The 17,601-nt window shown below is 39.7% G+C and carries 23 protein-coding genes; 1 reads left to right on the plus strand and 22 read right to left on the minus strand.

From position 1 onward, the window contains the following. Positions 1 to 83: 83 nt before the first annotated feature. A complete protein-coding gene (locus AC3WJJ_RS05825; protein ID WP_492538783.1) occupies positions 84 to 1,634 on the minus strand; it encodes a tetratricopeptide repeat protein in 1,551 nt (516 codons plus the stop codon). 152 nt (positions 1,635 to 1,786) lie between these two features. Between AC3WJJ_RS05825 and AC3WJJ_RS05830 the strand changes: the two genes are divergently transcribed. Further along, positions 1,787 to 2,479, plus strand: a complete 693-nt coding sequence (locus AC3WJJ_RS05830; RefSeq protein WP_492539604.1) for an MgtC/SapB family protein — start codon at positions 1,787 to 1,789, stop codon at positions 2,477 to 2,479. 94 nt (positions 2,480 to 2,573) lie between these two features. Here AC3WJJ_RS05830 and AC3WJJ_RS05835 read toward each other — a convergent pair whose 3' ends face one another. The 21 genes from AC3WJJ_RS05835 to AC3WJJ_RS05935 all read right to left on the minus strand — a co-directional run bounded on the left by AC3WJJ_RS05835 (position 2,574) and on the right by AC3WJJ_RS05935 (position 17,596). Further along, entirely contained in the window at positions 2,574 to 2,882 is a 309-nt protein-coding gene (locus AC3WJJ_RS05835; RefSeq protein ID WP_492538785.1) for a hypothetical protein, read from the minus strand. A 27-nt stretch (positions 2,883 to 2,909) separates the two neighbouring features. Then, positions 2,910 to 3,650 (minus strand): SDR family NAD(P)-dependent oxidoreductase, encoded by a 741-nt coding sequence (locus tag AC3WJJ_RS05840; RefSeq protein WP_492538787.1) that lies wholly within the window; start codon positions 3,648 to 3,650, stop codon positions 2,910 to 2,912. A 15-nt stretch (positions 3,651 to 3,665) separates the two neighbouring features. Further along, a complete protein-coding gene (locus tag AC3WJJ_RS05845) occupies positions 3,666 to 4,106 on the minus strand; it encodes a hypothetical protein (protein ID WP_492538789.1) in 441 nt (146 codons plus the stop codon). A 31-nt stretch (positions 4,107 to 4,137) separates the two neighbouring features. Then, positions 4,138 to 4,713, minus strand: coding sequence for a hypothetical protein (locus AC3WJJ_RS05850; protein WP_492538791.1), 576 nt, complete (start codon positions 4,711 to 4,713; stop codon positions 4,138 to 4,140). Between the two features lie 107 nt (positions 4,714 to 4,820). After that, a complete protein-coding gene (locus AC3WJJ_RS05855) occupies positions 4,821 to 5,204 on the minus strand; it encodes a hypothetical protein (protein ID WP_492538793.1) in 384 nt (127 codons plus the stop codon). Between the two features lie 66 nt (positions 5,205 to 5,270). Further along, on the minus strand, positions 5,271 to 5,651 hold the full coding sequence (locus AC3WJJ_RS05860) for a GNAT family N-acetyltransferase (protein ID WP_492538795.1): 381 nt from the start codon (positions 5,649 to 5,651) through the stop codon (positions 5,271 to 5,273). Positions 5,652 to 5,689: 38 nt separating this feature from the next. Continuing rightward, a complete protein-coding gene (locus AC3WJJ_RS05865; protein ID WP_492538797.1) occupies positions 5,690 to 6,160 on the minus strand; it encodes an NUDIX hydrolase in 471 nt (156 codons plus the stop codon). Positions 6,161 to 6,163: 3 nt separating this feature from the next. Next, entirely contained in the window at positions 6,164 to 6,928 is a 765-nt protein-coding gene (locus AC3WJJ_RS05870) for a GNAT family N-acetyltransferase (protein ID WP_492538799.1), read from the minus strand. A 35-nt stretch (positions 6,929 to 6,963) separates the two neighbouring features. Beyond that, positions 6,964 to 7,509 (minus strand): GrpB family protein, encoded by a 546-nt coding sequence (locus AC3WJJ_RS05875; protein ID WP_492538801.1) that lies wholly within the window; start codon positions 7,507 to 7,509, stop codon positions 6,964 to 6,966. Next, entirely contained in the window at positions 7,502 to 8,230 is a 729-nt protein-coding gene (gene uppS, locus AC3WJJ_RS05880) for an undecaprenyl pyrophosphate synthase (protein WP_492538803.1), read from the minus strand. Before uppS ends, AC3WJJ_RS05875 begins: the two co-directional genes overlap by 8 nt. Positions 8,231 to 8,330: 100 nt before the next feature. Next, positions 8,331 to 9,050 carry a class I SAM-dependent methyltransferase gene (locus AC3WJJ_RS05885; RefSeq protein WP_492538805.1) on the minus strand — a complete coding sequence of 240 codons (720 nt, stop codon included), beginning with the start codon at positions 9,048 to 9,050 and terminating at the stop codon, positions 8,331 to 8,333. Between the two features lie 27 nt (positions 9,051 to 9,077). Then, on the minus strand, positions 9,078 to 9,545 hold the full coding sequence (locus AC3WJJ_RS05890) for a GNAT family N-acetyltransferase (protein ID WP_492538807.1): 468 nt from the start codon (positions 9,543 to 9,545) through the stop codon (positions 9,078 to 9,080). Positions 9,546 to 9,571: 26 nt separating this feature from the next. Next, the gene (locus AC3WJJ_RS05895; protein ID WP_492538809.1) at positions 9,572 to 10,066 is read right to left on the minus strand and encodes a DUF4362 domain-containing protein; all 495 of its coding nucleotides are present in this window, start codon (positions 10,064 to 10,066) and stop codon (positions 9,572 to 9,574) included. Positions 10,067 to 10,147: 81 nt separating this feature from the next. Continuing rightward, the gene (locus tag AC3WJJ_RS05900; protein WP_492538811.1) at positions 10,148 to 10,669 is read right to left on the minus strand and encodes a hypothetical protein; all 522 of its coding nucleotides are present in this window, start codon (positions 10,667 to 10,669) and stop codon (positions 10,148 to 10,150) included. Positions 10,670 to 10,895: 226 nt separating this feature from the next. Further along, positions 10,896 to 11,294, minus strand: a complete 399-nt coding sequence (locus AC3WJJ_RS05905) for a VOC family protein (protein WP_492538813.1) — start codon at positions 11,292 to 11,294, stop codon at positions 10,896 to 10,898. 158 nt (positions 11,295 to 11,452) lie between these two features. Then, positions 11,453 to 11,986, minus strand: a complete 534-nt coding sequence (locus AC3WJJ_RS05910) for an NUDIX hydrolase (RefSeq protein ID WP_492538815.1) — start codon at positions 11,984 to 11,986, stop codon at positions 11,453 to 11,455. 22 nt (positions 11,987 to 12,008) lie between these two features. Further along, the gene (locus AC3WJJ_RS05915; protein ID WP_492538817.1) at positions 12,009 to 12,761 is read right to left on the minus strand and encodes a creatininase family protein; all 753 of its coding nucleotides are present in this window, start codon (positions 12,759 to 12,761) and stop codon (positions 12,009 to 12,011) included. A gap of 260 nt (positions 12,762 to 13,021) precedes the next feature. Continuing rightward, the gene (locus AC3WJJ_RS05920; RefSeq protein ID WP_492538819.1) at positions 13,022 to 14,326 is read right to left on the minus strand and encodes an alpha-L-fucosidase; all 1,305 of its coding nucleotides are present in this window, start codon (positions 14,324 to 14,326) and stop codon (positions 13,022 to 13,024) included. Between the two features lie 12 nt (positions 14,327 to 14,338). After that, positions 14,339 to 15,175: a carbohydrate ABC transporter permease gene (locus AC3WJJ_RS05925; protein WP_492538821.1), complete on the minus strand. Its 837-nt coding sequence runs from the start codon at positions 15,173 to 15,175 to the stop codon at positions 14,339 to 14,341. Between the two features lie 17 nt (positions 15,176 to 15,192). Then, positions 15,193 to 16,140: a carbohydrate ABC transporter permease gene (locus AC3WJJ_RS05930; RefSeq protein WP_492538823.1), complete on the minus strand. Its 948-nt coding sequence runs from the start codon at positions 16,138 to 16,140 to the stop codon at positions 15,193 to 15,195. Positions 16,141 to 16,234: 94 nt separating this feature from the next. After that, positions 16,235 to 17,596 (minus strand): ABC transporter substrate-binding protein, encoded by a 1,362-nt coding sequence (locus AC3WJJ_RS05935; RefSeq protein ID WP_492538825.1) that lies wholly within the window; start codon positions 17,594 to 17,596, stop codon positions 16,235 to 16,237. Positions 17,597 to 17,601: the final 5 nt, after the last annotated feature.

A 17,601-nucleotide genomic window follows, 5' to 3' on the forward strand; every position in this document is an offset into this window, starting at 1 on the left:
AGAAAAAACGACCGAAACCCTAGATATCCTTATCCTAGACTTCGGTCGTATGTTTGTACTATTTTGTTTAAGAAAATTTTCGCTTACTCAAAACACTTCAGCAGAGCCAAAGCCTCTTCATGTCCTGGTTCAAGAACAAGCGCTTCACGTGTATATTCCAGCGCCGCTTCATCCAAACCAAGCTCATAACAGCATATAGCCAGGCAATAAAGAACGGTCGGGACAGGCTCATCTTCGTCTGTTTCCACAGATGTTGCAAGGAACTGCATCGCATCCACATACATATCCATCTCGAACAATAGTAGCCCTGCGTCCAGTGCAAGATCATAACGCTGCTCCATTTCATAATTCGATGACCACATAATGTGTATGCCTCTTTTAATATCCTGCAATTCTTCATCACAAGCTTCAGGAATTAGAGTTGAGATCCTTTTTGCACACTGGATGAAGAACTCTGCATCATACCCACCTAGACGCCAAAACGCCAAAATTTGCTGCAGTCCCATCGTTTCTAAACGCGGGTCTACCCATTCCTTCATACTAAAGAAATCATCGGGTCCGAAGCGTTCAATAAACTGCCGGAAGGAGAGGCGGGTATTCGTATAGGTCATTGGCTTGTCCAGCATAAATATACAGCCAACATTAATATTCTTATAGTGATGGGCTGTGAATAGAGTCTCTGCCCCCCTCTGCTCAAACACATGTTTAAGTGCATGATAGTTGGCTGTAAATGAGAAACTACCGTGACGAATTAATTCAGGTGGTTCAGCGAATTTAAAATCCTCGATAAGGTGGTCACCTTTATCTGCCGTAAGCAGTAGAAAACCTGCCTGAGATAGTTGATTCAATCGCTCCAAACATACAAGTCCAGCATGAGGAAATAGAATGTGTGAATCTTCAAGTTCCTGCTGATAATAGGCGATTACATCACGATACGGGTAATCATCTGCTTCATATTCAGGTGCCCTGCGATGCTCATAATTCAGTTTCAATAGACTAAGTGCTTCTGAAGGCTTCAAGGACTCCGCTTCAGGAGGAGTCTCCACCAGCACATCCGTTTCAAAAATATGACCATCACCAACATAAATTAGTTCCTGTGGAATCCCATCAAAGAAATAATTCGCGATGATCAGCAGTGGCTGCTTCAAATCGCCCGGTTTAATGGTGAGTCCCGATACAACCAAGTTAAGCTCCGTATCATGTACAGCATCAAACCGAGCAAAGTCAACGATCCCCTCATGAATATATGGTTGGAACGCTGGATGTTCGCGCCAAGCATTTACATTTTTAATGGGTAAATCAGTGACAACATAACGGAAAGGAGGTAACTGTATTCCTGCGAAGTCTCTCAGTTCACACAGCTTATGGAGCACATGAAATGCAAAACGTCCCGCTCCTGCTCCCAATTCAACGATTGTTACCGTTTCTGTTACTTCACCTTTGTCAGCTTGATCTCTTAGAAATCCAAATATCATTTCTGCATAAGCAGTAGCAATCATCGGGTTACTGGTTATATATTGCGGAACCTGATCATTATTCCATGCCTTTGTGCCTTGTTCTTCGTAATAAGCCCGCTGCAAATCCCATATGGGTGCATTACTGAAGCGGTAGCGTTGTTGTCTATTTTCTGTCATTCAAGATAAACCTGCTCTCTATGTATCATTAAGAATTATTCTCTAAAATCGTACCACATAAATGGCTCATTCCCAAATGGAAGTTACGATATGCGTAATACATGCGTATTTTTATCCCTTTAGCCTTGTATGATATAATGTCACTTATTTCTATGAAGACTGTTTATGAGGAGGCGAATATCATCGAATACCATTATTTATTTCGAGTACTTATTGCAGGCATTTGTGGTTTGATTATTGGTTATGAACGTAAAAGCCGAATGAAGGAAGCCGGAATCCGAACTCATTTTGTGGTAGCTATCGGCGCATCATTAATGATGGTGATATCCAAATATGGTTTTCAAGACATTATAGGAAACAGTGATATTGCACTTGACCCATCACGGATTGCTGCTCAGGTTGTAAGTGGAGTCGGATTTCTTGGGGCAGGTATGATATTCATGCAGAGACAAACCGTGAAGGGCCTAACCACCGCTGCTGGCATATGGGCAACTGCGGGTATAGGTATGGCAATAGCTGCTGGACTTTACGAAGTAGGGATAGGTGTGACGATTCTGATTGTAGTAGCCCAGATGCTGCTACACAGTGGAAATGGATGGCTTAGCTCACCTCGATCCGAACAAATCACGATTATCATGAACAACGAACCAGGTTCAGTTGATTATATTCAGGAATTGCTACATAGGAAAGGTGTAACCGTATTGCATTTCCACGCAGAGAAAAGGAGTGAAACGGCCGATCTTATCCTGAATTTAACGGTGAAGCTGCCTGTGAAATACGATATGAAACAACTGCTGTCCCTTATCCAGAATGCCAACTATATCAAAATGGTGGAGCTCATTTAATCCATCCCGATTAAGAATTACTATCCAAACGGCTTATGGAATGAAGTTACAGGTGACTCAACCACTAAGCCGGATGGATTTTTCTCTTAACTGATTAGGATAGGTATCTAAACTTGTCTTCTTTCGCCTTCCAGCTACCTTGCGCAATGACCAGACCAATGAGTACATATGTTATTAACCACGCCATACTTCTCTTCATTAAATATTCTGGAGTATATAAAGCCTGTTTGTATTCAGACATTTGAATCTCTACTAATGTGACTATGAACCATACTGAGAATAGTGAAAGTCCGTGTATTAACCCTCTGGTTATGATATAACGGAGCTTCCCTTTTTTTCTAATAACCGACCATCTATTAAGAAAAGACTGTTCTTTCTTGCTGATTCCTATGTTTTCTTTCATTAGAATAGTATCACTCGCTTCGAAAGATTAAATATCACTATACGCGACAAGCTTTCCAGGTTCGATCTTCTTCTCAATGATACGCAGTAAATGCTCTCCTAACGTCTCGGTTGAGAGTAGCTGACCTGTATCATGTGCTTGTCGAAAATATTTTGCCATCTCAAATTGTTCATCAGCCTTTCCTCTAGCGATCATTTGTAGCTCCGTTTCTACCATGCCTGGATCAACAGCAACAATCTCGACAGGGAATAGCTGATTCGCTTGTTCTGCTCCAACACAGGCAGTAAACATATTGATTCCAGCTTTTGCAGTACAGTATACACTCATCGCTGGAGCTGGATAAGAGCCTGATCCTGAAGAAATATTGATGATTTTTCGCCTTATCAGCATTTCACTCGTCTGATTTATAAAACAAGATGTCAACACGATCGGGGCGATTAGACTGGTTTGGAGGTTCAAGTTAATCTCTTCTGGTGTACACTTATCTATTGTCTTCAGTGGTTCAAGCATCGCTGCATTGTTGATCAGACATATCATTTCCGAATTACTAAGATCCATTAGACTGAAGATATGTTGAAGCAAATCTTGTATACCGGATATTTGACTTAAATCAAATGGATGATGCGTGTAATTCTCATACTCACTAAGAACATGTGAAGCCCCTCTCGAGATACCATGGACAACGTCGCCATTCTCCAGTAACATCTTGGCCAATTGCTCCCCGATCCCCCGTGATGTTCCTGTAATAATGAAATGATTTCTACTCATGAAGAATACCCCCCATTATTTTAGTTTCTCTGCTATTGGTATATCTGACAGAGCGATCATGTCGATGGACTTATCCCTGTATTTAATTTTCACGAAGCTATCTCCTGTATCATTCCATGAAAGTCCTGTAACATGAATCGAGCCTTGTTGGTTAGATTGACTCTTCGAATGAATTAGTGTTACTTCGTAATCTGTAAAGCCCTTTCCGTAAACATATTCATAGGAATATTCACTGCTATCATCTTTAACAGAGTATAGAAAATACTGCTTCTCCTTGGCTTCAATACGAGATTTATCTAGCCACGTTGATACCTTATCTACATGTTCAGGCTCAATCGAATTTAACTCTATGGAATATATACGATTCATATCATCTTCTTCTTGAGTTGATTCATTTTTGCCGGCACATCCTGTAATCAGAATGACGATCAATAAACTTACAATGAGTCTGTTCATAGTTACTCCTTTGACATGGTCTTCAGCGAGTTCAGGGAAGTGAGAATAAAATTTGTGATACTTCTTTCACATCGTTCATATTGTTCGCCGGTGCTATATAATTTAATGGACTATTTTCTCCGTCCGTTCTGAACGCACTCAAATACTTAAAATCTTTCGTTATAACTATGGTCATTGATTCGCCTTCCGTAAATGTGAAGCCATTATATCCGATAACTCTTCGTCCGAATTCATAGGTATCACCAAATAAATGATCCTTAATAGATTTTAAAGGATTACTTGTGTCTGCAATTTTCATGGATCCGTCATTCGTCTCTTCTCTCCCCGTAAAAACTAAGTGATTCGATACTTCAAATTCACTTCCATCAATTTCAATCGAACCATCGATTAAATGTTTTGAGAACAGCTTCTTTTTTATCGTAAGATCCAGCTTTAAGCTAACGGGTCTGTATTCGTCATCCCTATACTCCATCGCAGAATAGGTTCGGGATATTTCCTTCGGCCAATGATAAAAAATTATGAATACCGGTGTTCCAATGACAAACATCCATATCAATATCTTCTTCGTTATTGTTCGAACCGTGTTCACTTCCTTTACTAGTCTCATCTGTGGTGACGGCCCAATAATTAATAATTAATAATTAATAATTAACATAGTTATACTACGTTGTTAGTAGATGCAAAACTCTTGATCTCTCTGCTAGAGTTGGTCACTTATCTATCACTCACTAACCAAGTTTTCGCATCTTCTGGATCTGCATAAAATGATATGTTCAATGAGAGCTTCGTTCTTCTTATTTTCCTCTTCAGTCTCCATATATTGAAGCTGGATAATCCAACGACAGCTAATTTGTTAATATGTCCGTTTAGACGATTTAAGTTCTCAACAAACGCTATCAATACGTTATCAGTAATAGAAGTCTTGTAGAAATCAACCCAGACTTTTAATTGCCGATTTGTAGTTAATATAAACTCCTCCTCTTGCTTCATCACATGAAAGAGAGCGTCAGCATCTTTATATTTATTTCCATACTTTAGACAGTGGATCTCCCCACCCTTATAGTAGTATGGAAATATTGATCCGCCTGGTGATTTCATTTCATATCACTCTTTCTTTGTTATCTGCCTTCAAAACTCTCTTTCCAGTATCGAAAATAATACTGATCAGTCCAATGGAATATCTCTATTCACCCATCTCATCCCAGGAGCATCATCCGGCCTTGCCTCGAAACCAAATTTCTTGTAATACATATGCTTATCTTTAGCTGCAAAAAGCTGGACCATTAAGATATCATTCTCATAACATTTCGATAACAGTTGTCTCATTATTTCGCTTCCAATCCCTCTTCCTTGATAATCGGGAAGCACGATCAGATCACAGATAAGAGCCTGAAATACACCATCTGAAATAACCCTGCCCATTGCAATCAGTTCATCTTCTTCAAAGGCTGAAACGACATACCAGCTATTCCTTAACGCCTCAGTTAATCTTTCAGGTCCTTTATCCGTTATCCCATTCCATCCCGTACTATCCACAAGCTTCATGAAACTCTCTCCACTAGGCATACATTCTTTGAAAATTGTCATGGGTACAATCTCGATAGTAAATTGTATGAAGGATCTACTTCCCATGTTTCGTATGGAACGAAGCATTCTGCTCTCATCGCATCAAGGGTCCGAGATTTTTGCTGTGGGCGAGTGATATATTCGTCTATATTGGATTCATTTATTTCAATATACTTAGCTTCTACAACTTCTTCAGGTTGGATATTTATCTCTCCACTAACATACGCAGCTTTAAACACGACAGATAAAACATGTTTAGTTGCATTAAAATAAACGCCTGTTACACCCAATGGACGGATGACAACTCCAGTCTCCTCAAAAAATTCTCTACAGACTGCCTTGTCTAAAGGCTCTCCTTCTTCAACATTCCCTCCAGGCATTTCCCATGTATCTGAACGCCAATGCGTTCTAAGTAATAAAACCTCATCCTTGTTGTTCAACACGAATGCAGAAACCGATACTGTATGTTTGGGTTGTTCATGTTCCACGGTCTATATCACTCCATTCAAGTGGATTTTACGCCTATACCAATATGTATATATCTCTCGATAACCGAGTCGTTCATATAGTCGATTGGCTGGCTCATTACTGTATAGCACTTGTAAATAACTATGGCTTGCTCCATTTGCCTTGGCCCACTTCAAAATATGTAAAACCAATTCCCTTCCATATCCCCGATTTCGATATCTATGGTCCGTGACGATGTCATATAGTCCAACATAATCTTGTTCAATGACTCCGACTCCGCAAGCAACAGGAATCGAATCTTCGTATAGTGTAAAGAAACCTTTTTTCAGATATGAACTAGATAATAGCTTTCTTGTGATTTCTGTATTTGCTTCTGTAAGGTTGTTAAGCGAACTTACAACTCCTAACCATGTATTACTAATTTCATTTTGTATTGTCACGTTGTTAGTTTGAGGCTCCTCCATCTCTGATAGATCCAAGATCCGAACACTTGTAAGGTCAAGAATTTCATAGCTTCGCTGTTCCAAAATGCTGTCTAAATGTTCAGGAATCACAAAAGGGGTGATTTTGAAGACCGTATCAAGTCCAACCTGGGAGTACATCGATTCGCATCCCCGGATTTTCTCTTCGATTTCTTGGAGGCTCTGTTCATGACTATGATAAATAGGACTAATTGAATTAGATCTCTTCGTATATCCGTCTGCAAAACGTAACAGCCATCCGTCATCGAGAAATGTCTGTAATGCAGGCCAAGCATTTAAAGAAAACACTTCTATTTTTTTGTGCATGGGTCACACTACCTTCTACATAATAAGTAATTGAATTAAACGTCGGTTATCCCTGGTTTCCAGCCCATTTCTTGACTCCACCGACTTGCATTTCTCATGATATCCCATATTACGGGTTCTTTCCCTTCAACATACCTTTCACGTGCATCTTTGAATAATTCCATCAATCTATACTTCTCTTCAGCATATTTCTTACAGTCGGCTGGATGAACTCTCAAATAATCCCGAAATAACAATGCAAATTGTTCTGACCAGCTTCCCGACTCTCGAACATGAATATGTACTCTCTTATTTCCTGGTGTTTCTCGAAAATATCGTTTCGTTAAATCGATGTTGTCGACTCTATGTCTGAAGCCAATTCTTTCGAAGTGAGGTTTATATAGCTCTATGGTCTCTAATCTAGCTACAGAAACCTGAATATCTACTATTGGTTTAGCATCAAGGCCTACTATAGAAGTAGAACCAATATGATCTATTCGTATTGCTGTCTGGCCTAGAGCTTGTCTTATTTTCATTCCAATTTCTCGAAATTCTGTCTTCCACTTTGCATCGTAAGGAATAATAATAATAGGATCAGGCATACTCTCTAACCTTTCTTTCTCTATAATCATCTATCGCCGATAACAACAAATTCAAATTGAAGTCAGGCCATAATGTATCTGTAAACCATAGCTCTGATTGAGCCGACTGCCATAAGAGGAAATTACTTAATCTTTTTTCTCCACTCGTTCTAATAATGAGGTCTGGGGAAGGGCAACCGTTAGTGTATAAATAGGATTCCATTATATCTTCCGTTATTTCACTTGAATTCGGGTGATCTTCAATGCATTTATGAATGGCTTGAATAATATCAGCTTTCCCACCGTAATTCATAGCAAAATTAATAATCATTCCCGTATTCATTCGAGTTAATTTAACACTTTTTCGCATAATATCTTGTATGGACTCAGGAAATTTAGATAAGTCTCCAATATATCGAATCTGCATATTTCCTCTTATTAGTTCGTCTATAATTTCATCTCGAAAAAATAGCTTCGGAAGTTGTACTAAGTAATTCACTTCTTCTTCTGGCCTAGTCCAGTTTTCAGTTGAAAATGCATAGAGTGTTAAATACTTAATCTTCAATTGATGACAATTCCGTATAATCTCACGCATCGTCATCATACCGGCATAGTGTCCGGAGGTTCTTGGCAATCCTCGCTTTTTTGCCCATCTCCCATTGCCATCCATCATCATTGCGACATGTTCTGGAACCGGAAAATCATATGTCGAGATAGCATTGTTCGAATTATTAAATAGCATCTTGCTCACCTCCTAATCCCTGGATACTAAAAAAATCTTTATAATTCTCCAAATATTCATCTGCTCCCGGAGTGCTGTTCTGAAATAGACAAGTCTTCAATCATTTCTTGCACACTATATTTCCGCCATCTTGAAAAATAATCGAGAAACCATTGCTAATCAGCTCTGCTCTCAATTCTTCAGGCTTAAGGTGTCTTCTATGAGGAAGCCACCACAGCTTATTAATCATAACCGCGTCAGTGTAATGTTCCGGTGTTACAATTCTTTCATACACCATCCCCGTGTCTTCACAATAATAGGTATCCTCTGGATATATACGTGATTCACTATACATTGCCGTAGCAATGATATAGAATCCGGATTTTTTTAACCCCGATCTCACGATCGAAAACAATTTTGATCTATCACCATCAGTGACAATGCTCTGCAAGCAATAGTTATCTAAGATAATGTCATATTCTTTGTTCATTCCTGACAACGCCAAAATATCTTGATTCGTATAGTTCACCTTCAAGTTACGTTCAAATGCTTTGGCCTTTGCAATTTCAATGGCAGTCGGGGAAATATCCATCGCATCTACGGAATATCCTTTATCTGCTAAGAAACATGCTCCTGTCCCGGTTCCACAACCATACTCAAACACTTCAGATTCTTTTGCATCCACTTTTATCAAATCTATAACTTTCTCTAAAAATGGTCTCATCATAAACTTATCAAAATTATAATGTTCTGGTTCATGGTACTGATCCCACGCCTCTAAATTTCCATCCCTAATCGCAAGATATGTCTTCTCGTGCTCTTCATAATAGTACTTGATCATCTAAGTTCACTCCTGAACATTGAAGAATCAGTATTGATCTACTCTCTTTTTTTTCATGTTTATATAGTAGGGTTCAAATCCAATAGCTTCCCAAAATCGATATCCACTTTCATTAACACTTAGTACATCAATGACCAAGGTACTATGCTCTGGAAAAAGCTCCTCTTCAAGTAATTCAATCCCCCGCTTACCTATCCCCTGTTGTCTATATTCACGCTTGATAAAGTATTGCCTAATATAAATTTCTTTGTTTTTATCGTTATATAAATTGTTCCTTAATAGGTACAGAGCGTAGCCAATTGGTTTGTCATCCAACGATAATATGGCTGCATCCCATTCATCTGTTAAGAATTGATGCATTCGAGTAACCAGTTCTCCAAGATCCATTGAATTATCACTGTGTTCATCTTGAATTAATTCCTTGTTCATTGTGGCTAACCATTCAGCGTCTTCAGATGTAGCTAGACGATAGCTTAATTGTTGAATTTTTCTCACCTCCATCCGAATGATGTTATTTCATACTACTTCTCTCCATCACTAACAAATAACAAATAGTACTCTTTCTTCTCCGGACTGCTATACCCAACGTCATCCTTGCACGAGGTGAGATAATATTCTGTACCGTTTAGGTTTCCATAAAGACCGACCCGTTTACCCAGTTCTGTACAAGTTGCCTCGTTCACACCTTTATCCTGTCCTCCGAATGCATCCCATGTATTATCGTAAACATATATAAACTTCTCTCCATCAAACTCCAGATCAATATAGATCGGATCTCCTTCATCTGTATAGTGAGCGATTGTGATCCAATTCTTAACTTTGTTCTGAACATCCTCATAGAACTCTTCCAGTCTATCCACATTAGCCAGTCCAAATGGTCCTGTAACAACATAGCCTTCTGATTTTGCCTCACTAAAACTCATATTCTTGTGTAATGAAATGTTCTCCTGAATGGGATCTGAGCTACATGAGGTAAATACAATGGATAAAAGCAACAGGATAATAATTTTTTTCAAGAATAGTGCACCTCCATAAACCACCGCATAATAGCGATTATTATATGTTTGACGAAGTTCACACTTGAAAAGTTACGAAAATCATTCAACTGTCATCTCGAAACCCTTAATCCAGCTTAGATCCTTACCGTAACGTTTCTCTTTATGAATATAATAAATTTTGGGGTTCAAATTCACTTGTGCTTCACTTAATGCATCTACCGTGAATTTCATATTATAGGTCCCCTTCATGCCCGGAATCCCGAATCCAAAAGGCTCTTGAGCCATTGGCATATTTGAAATTTCGTTCGTAAGCATCTGAAGACTAGCGTGGTCATTCCCGATAGAAGAAGGTGTAAATAGATCATCATCCTGAATGAAGGAAATATTCCCTTTGCCCGGTATGATGGGGTAAATCATATTCGAATGATAGTCATCCTTTTTTTGATTCACTTGTAATTCAACCATATATTCATTTGCGTTCAGTTTATGTATTGTACTCTCAATTGTTATATTCGTTGGCATAAATTCCGGTGATAGATTACGATAAAATAAAAATCCACTCGCGATCAAAACGAATATAGTTAAGAGTATACCTATTGTTATTTTGGCTCTACGATTCATAGTGAACCTCCTCCTTGAAAAAGATCAACGAGTCCTATCCACGATGTTGAAGAAGTTATCTGCAGAAATAAGTAGGTTATTACTTCTTATTTAACTATGATCTTCAATTAAATATTTTTTCTTATCTTTGAATTTGAATTTTGACTTCCCTGATAACTGTATCCTGTCTCCAGCTTTCAAACCATTTAGAAACATGAATTCCCCCCTTTCATTATAAAAAAACAAACTACTCATCAATTCGTTCGAATGTAGTCCATCCGGCCTCTGGATAATCACCCCATAGCTCAATAATATTACGATCTGGATCGTAGAATTTAAAAGAAGTTCCTTCATAATCCGTCATCGATGTAACTTCAATTCCTAAAGATATTAACTTCTGATAGATCTCGTGAATGTTATGTACAACAAAGCCATAGGCAGCTTGTGATCCAGTAGAATAATTCATATGTGAATTAATGCTTGGTTCATTCATAATTAGCATCACTCGTACACCAAACTCACTCCGAAGCTCTAAGAATAATGCATCTTCTTTAACAACTCGAAATCCAAAATGTTGATTGTACCATTCTGCGGAACGCTTAAAATCACTTACGGGTATGTACAAATAGCTGCTAAATATACTCATAAATCATATCTCCTCTCAAAGCTATGAAATGACAATGTCCTTACGATAATGACAATCACCAATGCCTTCTTTGGTCCAACAGCCCATCCAAGGTGAACGTTCTCGATTCAATAATAGAATTTTATTTCCCTGTCTGATTAAGCATAAGTTGTATTTAATCATCTTACCTCCTTAATCATGTTGGCCAGCTTATACATCTCCGCTATATCATGCCTTTGGATGTCTTCGAATCTCTTGATTGCTTCTTCGATATCCACTAATTCAACGGCTACAACTGTCTCGCCATCTTCTGGATTTAATGGAACATCAACGATATTCACCTCTCCATAACCGATTAAACGAACGAAATTAGGATGAGAAATATGGGATTTGTACGGTTGATCTGCACGGGATAAGCAATTAAATTGACCAAATACTTGATAGGATATTAGCTCCGCTCCAAGCTCCTCCATCATTTCTCGCTTTAATCCGTCCATATATCGCTCACCTTCTTCTAATGTGCCCCCGGGAAGCTCCCAGTTCCCATTATCGATTTGAAAGACAACACACTTGCTTCCGCAAAAAGGTATGATGCTGACGTTACTTACTAAGCTTTCGTCTATTCTATCTGTTATGACAAACTCAGCTTGAACAATCCCCCAATCCATTACGCCAGACAGGGCTGGAAACGCGTTTAAATCTATCATTTTCATGTTCCTCAATCATTCCTTTCATTCACCGACAGGTTTTTTTATGATATGCGTCTTCTAATAGTTCTTTAAGACCTTCCGCTTTCCTTTTCATAAATGTACTACAAAAAATTTCACCTTTACGAGCTAACTCTTCGGCAGTATACAATTCGGCATCAAAGCTTCCCCAACACCCATCTGAGGTAAGCTTGTCCCAGCCCATAAAATCAGCATACTTTTTGTTCTCAATAGGAATGGAGGATCCCATGGACTCTAACTTCACTTTATCTGGACATAGCCACATCGCAGTACATACGGATAACAATCCACCGTGCATTTCATCTAATCCTTCTAATTCTGCTGCTTGAATGGCTAAGACCCAAGCATCATGATTATGATGAGGGTGAATGACTATAATTTCTGGGTATTTATAATTTATATGTTTGATGAATGCCCCTTCCCAATAAGAGCCACCATGGCCTGAACATACAACAAACTTCTTAAACCCTTGCCTCATTAAACTAATAATGATTTCCTCCATCATGGTTGAAATTAGATTAGGGCTAATCGTTACTGTCCCTTTGAAATTCGCATGTTCCTCAGAAGTATTAAACGGTAACGTTGGTAGTACATATGCATTTAAAGCTTTTCCGTATTCTTCAGCATAACGTTCAGCAATCAAATTATCCAAGTGCATGGGCAAATATGGCCCAAATTGTTCGGTTGCGCCTACCGATATGATTGCGGTATCAATCCCGCTTTCCGAAAGTTCTTTTGTCGTGTTTGTATAATTCAACATTAGATCACATCCTCATTAATGATCTTTCACTTGTTTCGTCAGGATCTCAGCTAAGAACAATAAAGGCCCCCTTTAAGGTGGCCGTTGTTGTTCTTTCTACGATAAAGTGATCCCTTGAATTCTATAATATACCATTAATACCCATGTGTGTTAGATCCTCCTTGATGCATCCAGAAATACAATAGCCGAACACATTTATCGTGTTCAGCTATTTATGGTGGATATTTGTGAAACCATAGTTGCTTTTCTATTTTTCTGACTTAATCCTCAAGCTCAATTACTAGCACCGTATCGGTATCATCTGGAAGCATATACGTAAAGTGCGCTACACTGCCTAGGCAAGCAAACAGGATATTGTCGTAAGCTTTCGTAATCCAGCTATCCCCTCGCTGCACCTCAACGCCATCAGCCAAACGATACATTGATTTCACTTTATCGGCAGGTATACCTGTCAATGCGATTGGACCAATGGATGCTTCGAGTACATGTGCATATATTTTGTTCCCGGAACGCGTGTATCTTCCCCACTCCGGCTTCTCAATTTCAGCATAACTGCAGTTATAAATACTTTCACTGTTCTTATCCATCCACTCGCCAATGAATTCCAGAAGATCCATCGACTGCTTGTTAAAATTGCCCTTGGCATCCGGTCCTACATTAAGAATCATGTTTCCACTCTTGCTGACGCATTCCACAAGCTTGCGAATAAGCATGGAGGCTGGTTTATACGCAGTATCGTTAGGGTTGTACCCCCAATGATTATTCATCGTAGTACACAACTCCCACGGAATCGGTACGCCATCCTCATTCCTAATTCCTTCTGGCGGAATGATCTGTTCAGGACTGTAGAAATCGCCGCTCCATGCTGTCGGGTTTGCTGTTAGTAAACTGCCACCGCCTTCACCGCTTGTTTCTAGGCGATTGTCGATGATAACCTCTGGTTGATAAGTACGAACCATCTCCATCAGCTCTTTTGCCCGCCAAGCTTCACCTCTTAAATCCTCATATGAGTAATCGAACCAGAGAATATCAATCTTACCGTAATTCGTACATAGCTCTTGAATCTGTCCGTGCATATAATCCAAATATTGATCGAAGTGGATCTGATCGTTCTTATAGGCTTCATTACCACGCATAGGGTGGTTGATGTCGTTATATTTAGGATAATCCTTGTGATGCCAATCTATCAGGGAATAGTATAGTCCTACCTTAAGTCCTTCACCGCGAACCGCATCCACAAACTCCCTTGTTAAATCTCGTCCACATGCCGTATTCGTTGATTTGTAATCTGTGAGTGCACTGTCGAACAGACAAAAGCCTTCATGATGCTTAACGGTCATGACGACATATTTCATACCTGCTCTCTTGGCAGCCTTCGCCCACCGAACCGGATCATAGTCCACTGGATTGAATCGATGGTAATATTCCTCGTATTGCGCTACAGACATTCGCTCTTCACTCATCATCCATTCACCGCGTGCAGGTATTGAATACAGCCCCCAGTGAATAAACATGCCAAAGCGATCTTGACGGAACCATTCGGTTCTAGTAAATAAATCTGACATGGGTATCCCTCTCTATCCTTTAACAGCACCCGCTGTTAAGCTCTTGATAAATACTTTTGAAGTTAAGCTGAATAAAATAATAGTAGGTACAACAGATACGATAATCGCGGAGAACATCCCATTAAAATCACGAGCATAGGCTGATCGGAATTGACCCAGCAAGGCTGGGATTGTCATATTTTCTTTGCTCTCAAGCAGCAATGCTGCAAAATAAAACTCGTTCCAGTTGTTAAGTAGAGCAAGAATGGCTGCTGTTGCAATCCCTGGTCTGGCGAGGGGTACAATAATTCGAATAAACGTACCTACCTGACCCGCACCATCAATCTGAGCGGCCTCTTCCATTTCCATTGGAATTGTAAGCAGATAGCTTCGAATAACAAAGAAGGTAATTGCGATTCCAAGTCCCGCATAGATCAGAATCAAGCCCGTTCTTGTATCATATAACCCCAACACATCTATAAGTCGATAGATTGGAAAACTGATCGAGATCGCAGGAATAAACAAGGTCGAAGCAAACATAAGTGTAATCAGATTCTTACCCTGAAATTGAATTCTGGCGGATACATAGGCTGCCATAGTCACAACCGTTATACTGATCAGCGTCGAAAACACAGTAACGATGATACTATTTCCGAAGTAGGATGCGATGTTTAGCTTCGTAAATATCGTGATATACCCTTCGAACACCCAAACCTCTGGCAATCCAAGTCCTCCGGGAACTTCTTTGAACGATGAGATAAAGACCCATAATATCGGATAGACCGATATCAGACATATGAAAATAATGACGATATAGTTCAATACTCCACTTAATGCAGCTCCTATAATCGAGGGCTTATTGTTACCCATGGTGGTAACCTCCAATGCTAGTGACTTTCATTCGTTCTAAATATGCGAGTAATGAGCGCTACCATGATAACGCCAAGAATGAATTGGAGAACGCCAGCTGTATTCCCAAGCGCAAAGTCCAGCTTACTACCTCCAATCGAAGTCTTGAATATGTAATAGCTCAAACTGTAAGTTGAATTATCCGGACCGCCTTTGGTTAAGAGTTGAATCTCATTGAAGATAAGCAAGCTATAATTCGTTGCGAGAATTGCAACGGTTCCAATCATCGGTCTAAGTAGCGGCAAAGTAATCTTCATGTCACACTGCCACTTGTTCGCTCCATCAATGGTGGCTGCTTCATATAGGTCTGGTGAGATAGAAAAGATTTGCGACATAAGCAGAATACAGCTTGTTCCTCCAAATAAGATAAAGGAGAAGGTTACACCCCAGAATGCTTCATCTGGATTAGCTAGAATATTTAGATTCACATCTGGATTGAATAACCGAATGATTTCGGTGATAAGTCCTCTTGTAGGATCATAAAGATTCACAAAAATAAGACCAATCGCTGCAGTTGAGATAATGTTCGGAATCAGAAAGGCATTACGTGTAAAAGCCCAACCCCTTGGTTTCTTTGACAGTACAAGTGCAACAATAATGGATATGGGAACCTGTATTAGTAGGGTTAGCACAGCCCATTTCAAAGAATTAGCAAGGGCGACAGGAAAGTAATAGTCGCTTACAAATAACTTTTTGTAGTTATCGAATAAATGTGCCCCACCAAGAAATTCGGGCGATGCTAGATTCTTGAAGTTCCATTGACTGAACGACGTGATAAATATCGTAATTAACGGATAGGCATAAATAAACAAAAACAAAAGGATTGCTGGCGTTAAGAAGCCAATGATAAATAATCTCTTTCTCATCTTCGTTTTGTTATTCATGACGGGAGCCGGAGTTGCTTCGATATCAATCTTTGATTCCATGATGGCTTTAGCCTCCCCTAAGGACAACGGTGGAAACTAGCCTGTATCCTAGTTCCCACCGTTTTTATCATCCTATTCATTCTTCTTCGTGTATTTATTGAAGCGTTGAGTCCAACTCTTTAACGATCGCCGTGACATCTTTGCTACCATCGTGCATTCCAGCATACTTCCCACCAATGGCTGCAGTAATATCCTGGTTCCAGTTAGAGCTCATCGCTTTCGTCTGATATGCTGCATCTGCAGCTAATTTACATGCTTCTGCAAGTTTTATCAGACCAGCATCGTCACCATTTATGTATTTGTCGTAGTCCAGACCGTTGTATGCAGGCATTGCCATAACTTTAGAGAAGATTCGATCTGCAATCTCTGGGCTAGTCATATACTTAACAAACTCAACACTTGCATTAATCTTCGCTTCATCCTGTTTGCTGCTAATCACATAACCCGTGGATGCTGATACAATAGCCGCTCGCTTGCCTTCTTCATTCGTTGGGAATACTGCCGGTTTAATACTGTCAGGGTTAACCTTCATATCACCTACGAAGCTTCCTGCTTCCCAAACGCCATTGAACAGCATAGCTGCATCACCATTCATGAAGTCATCGCGATATGCCTCGGAATCTGCCGCACCGAAATACTGCGTTTTGATCTTCTTCAGCGCACTATCACTTACGAATTGAACTGTATCTTTGAATGCTTGATTGTTAAATGTAGTTGGCAGTTTACTAGCAAACACTCTACCTTCTTCTGTTGCAATTAGACGAGCATTAAAGAGAATGTCTGTTGGCCAGCCTTGATTCATGGAGAATGGCGTCTTTACGTCAGGTGAAGCATTCAGTTTCTCCACCGCTGCGTTGAAATCATTCCATGTCTTCCATTGATCTGGAGTTGTTGCACCAGCTTTCGTAAACAGATCTTCGTTATACCAGAAGCCCATCGTTTCGAGCTGTTCACGAACTGTATAAATCTTGCCATCAACCATGTTTTGCTCATAGTTAACACCAACGCCTTCTTTGAAGGTTGGATCTGCATCAATGTACGGCTTAAGATCAAGGATCAATCCTGCTTCAGATCCAGCAGGGACAATGTTATATCCAGCAGTATCTACGATGTCAGGAAACTGACCTCTGGAAATCTCCTGAATGGCTTTGTCATAGACCCCCTGGGGACCTGTTTCTAGAGCAACTGCTTTAAATGTAAACTCATCTTTATGTAGCTCCGCGAACTCATCATATATCTTTCTCATTTCAACTGCTGGCTGCCAGTCATCTTGAAAGAATGAATGATAGAACGTGATTTCTGGTTTCTCAGCATTCGCAGGAGGTTCCGTCTTCTCTTCATTTTGAGTTGTTGGTGGTGTAGGTGAACCTTCATTCGAATTACTTCCTGAACAACCTGTAAGCGATATCATAGATGCGAAACTTAAAGTAAGAACTGTCCTTAATAGTTTCTTCATGTTGT

Source organism: Paenibacillus sp. FW507-14B1B (genome assembly GCF_058781425.1).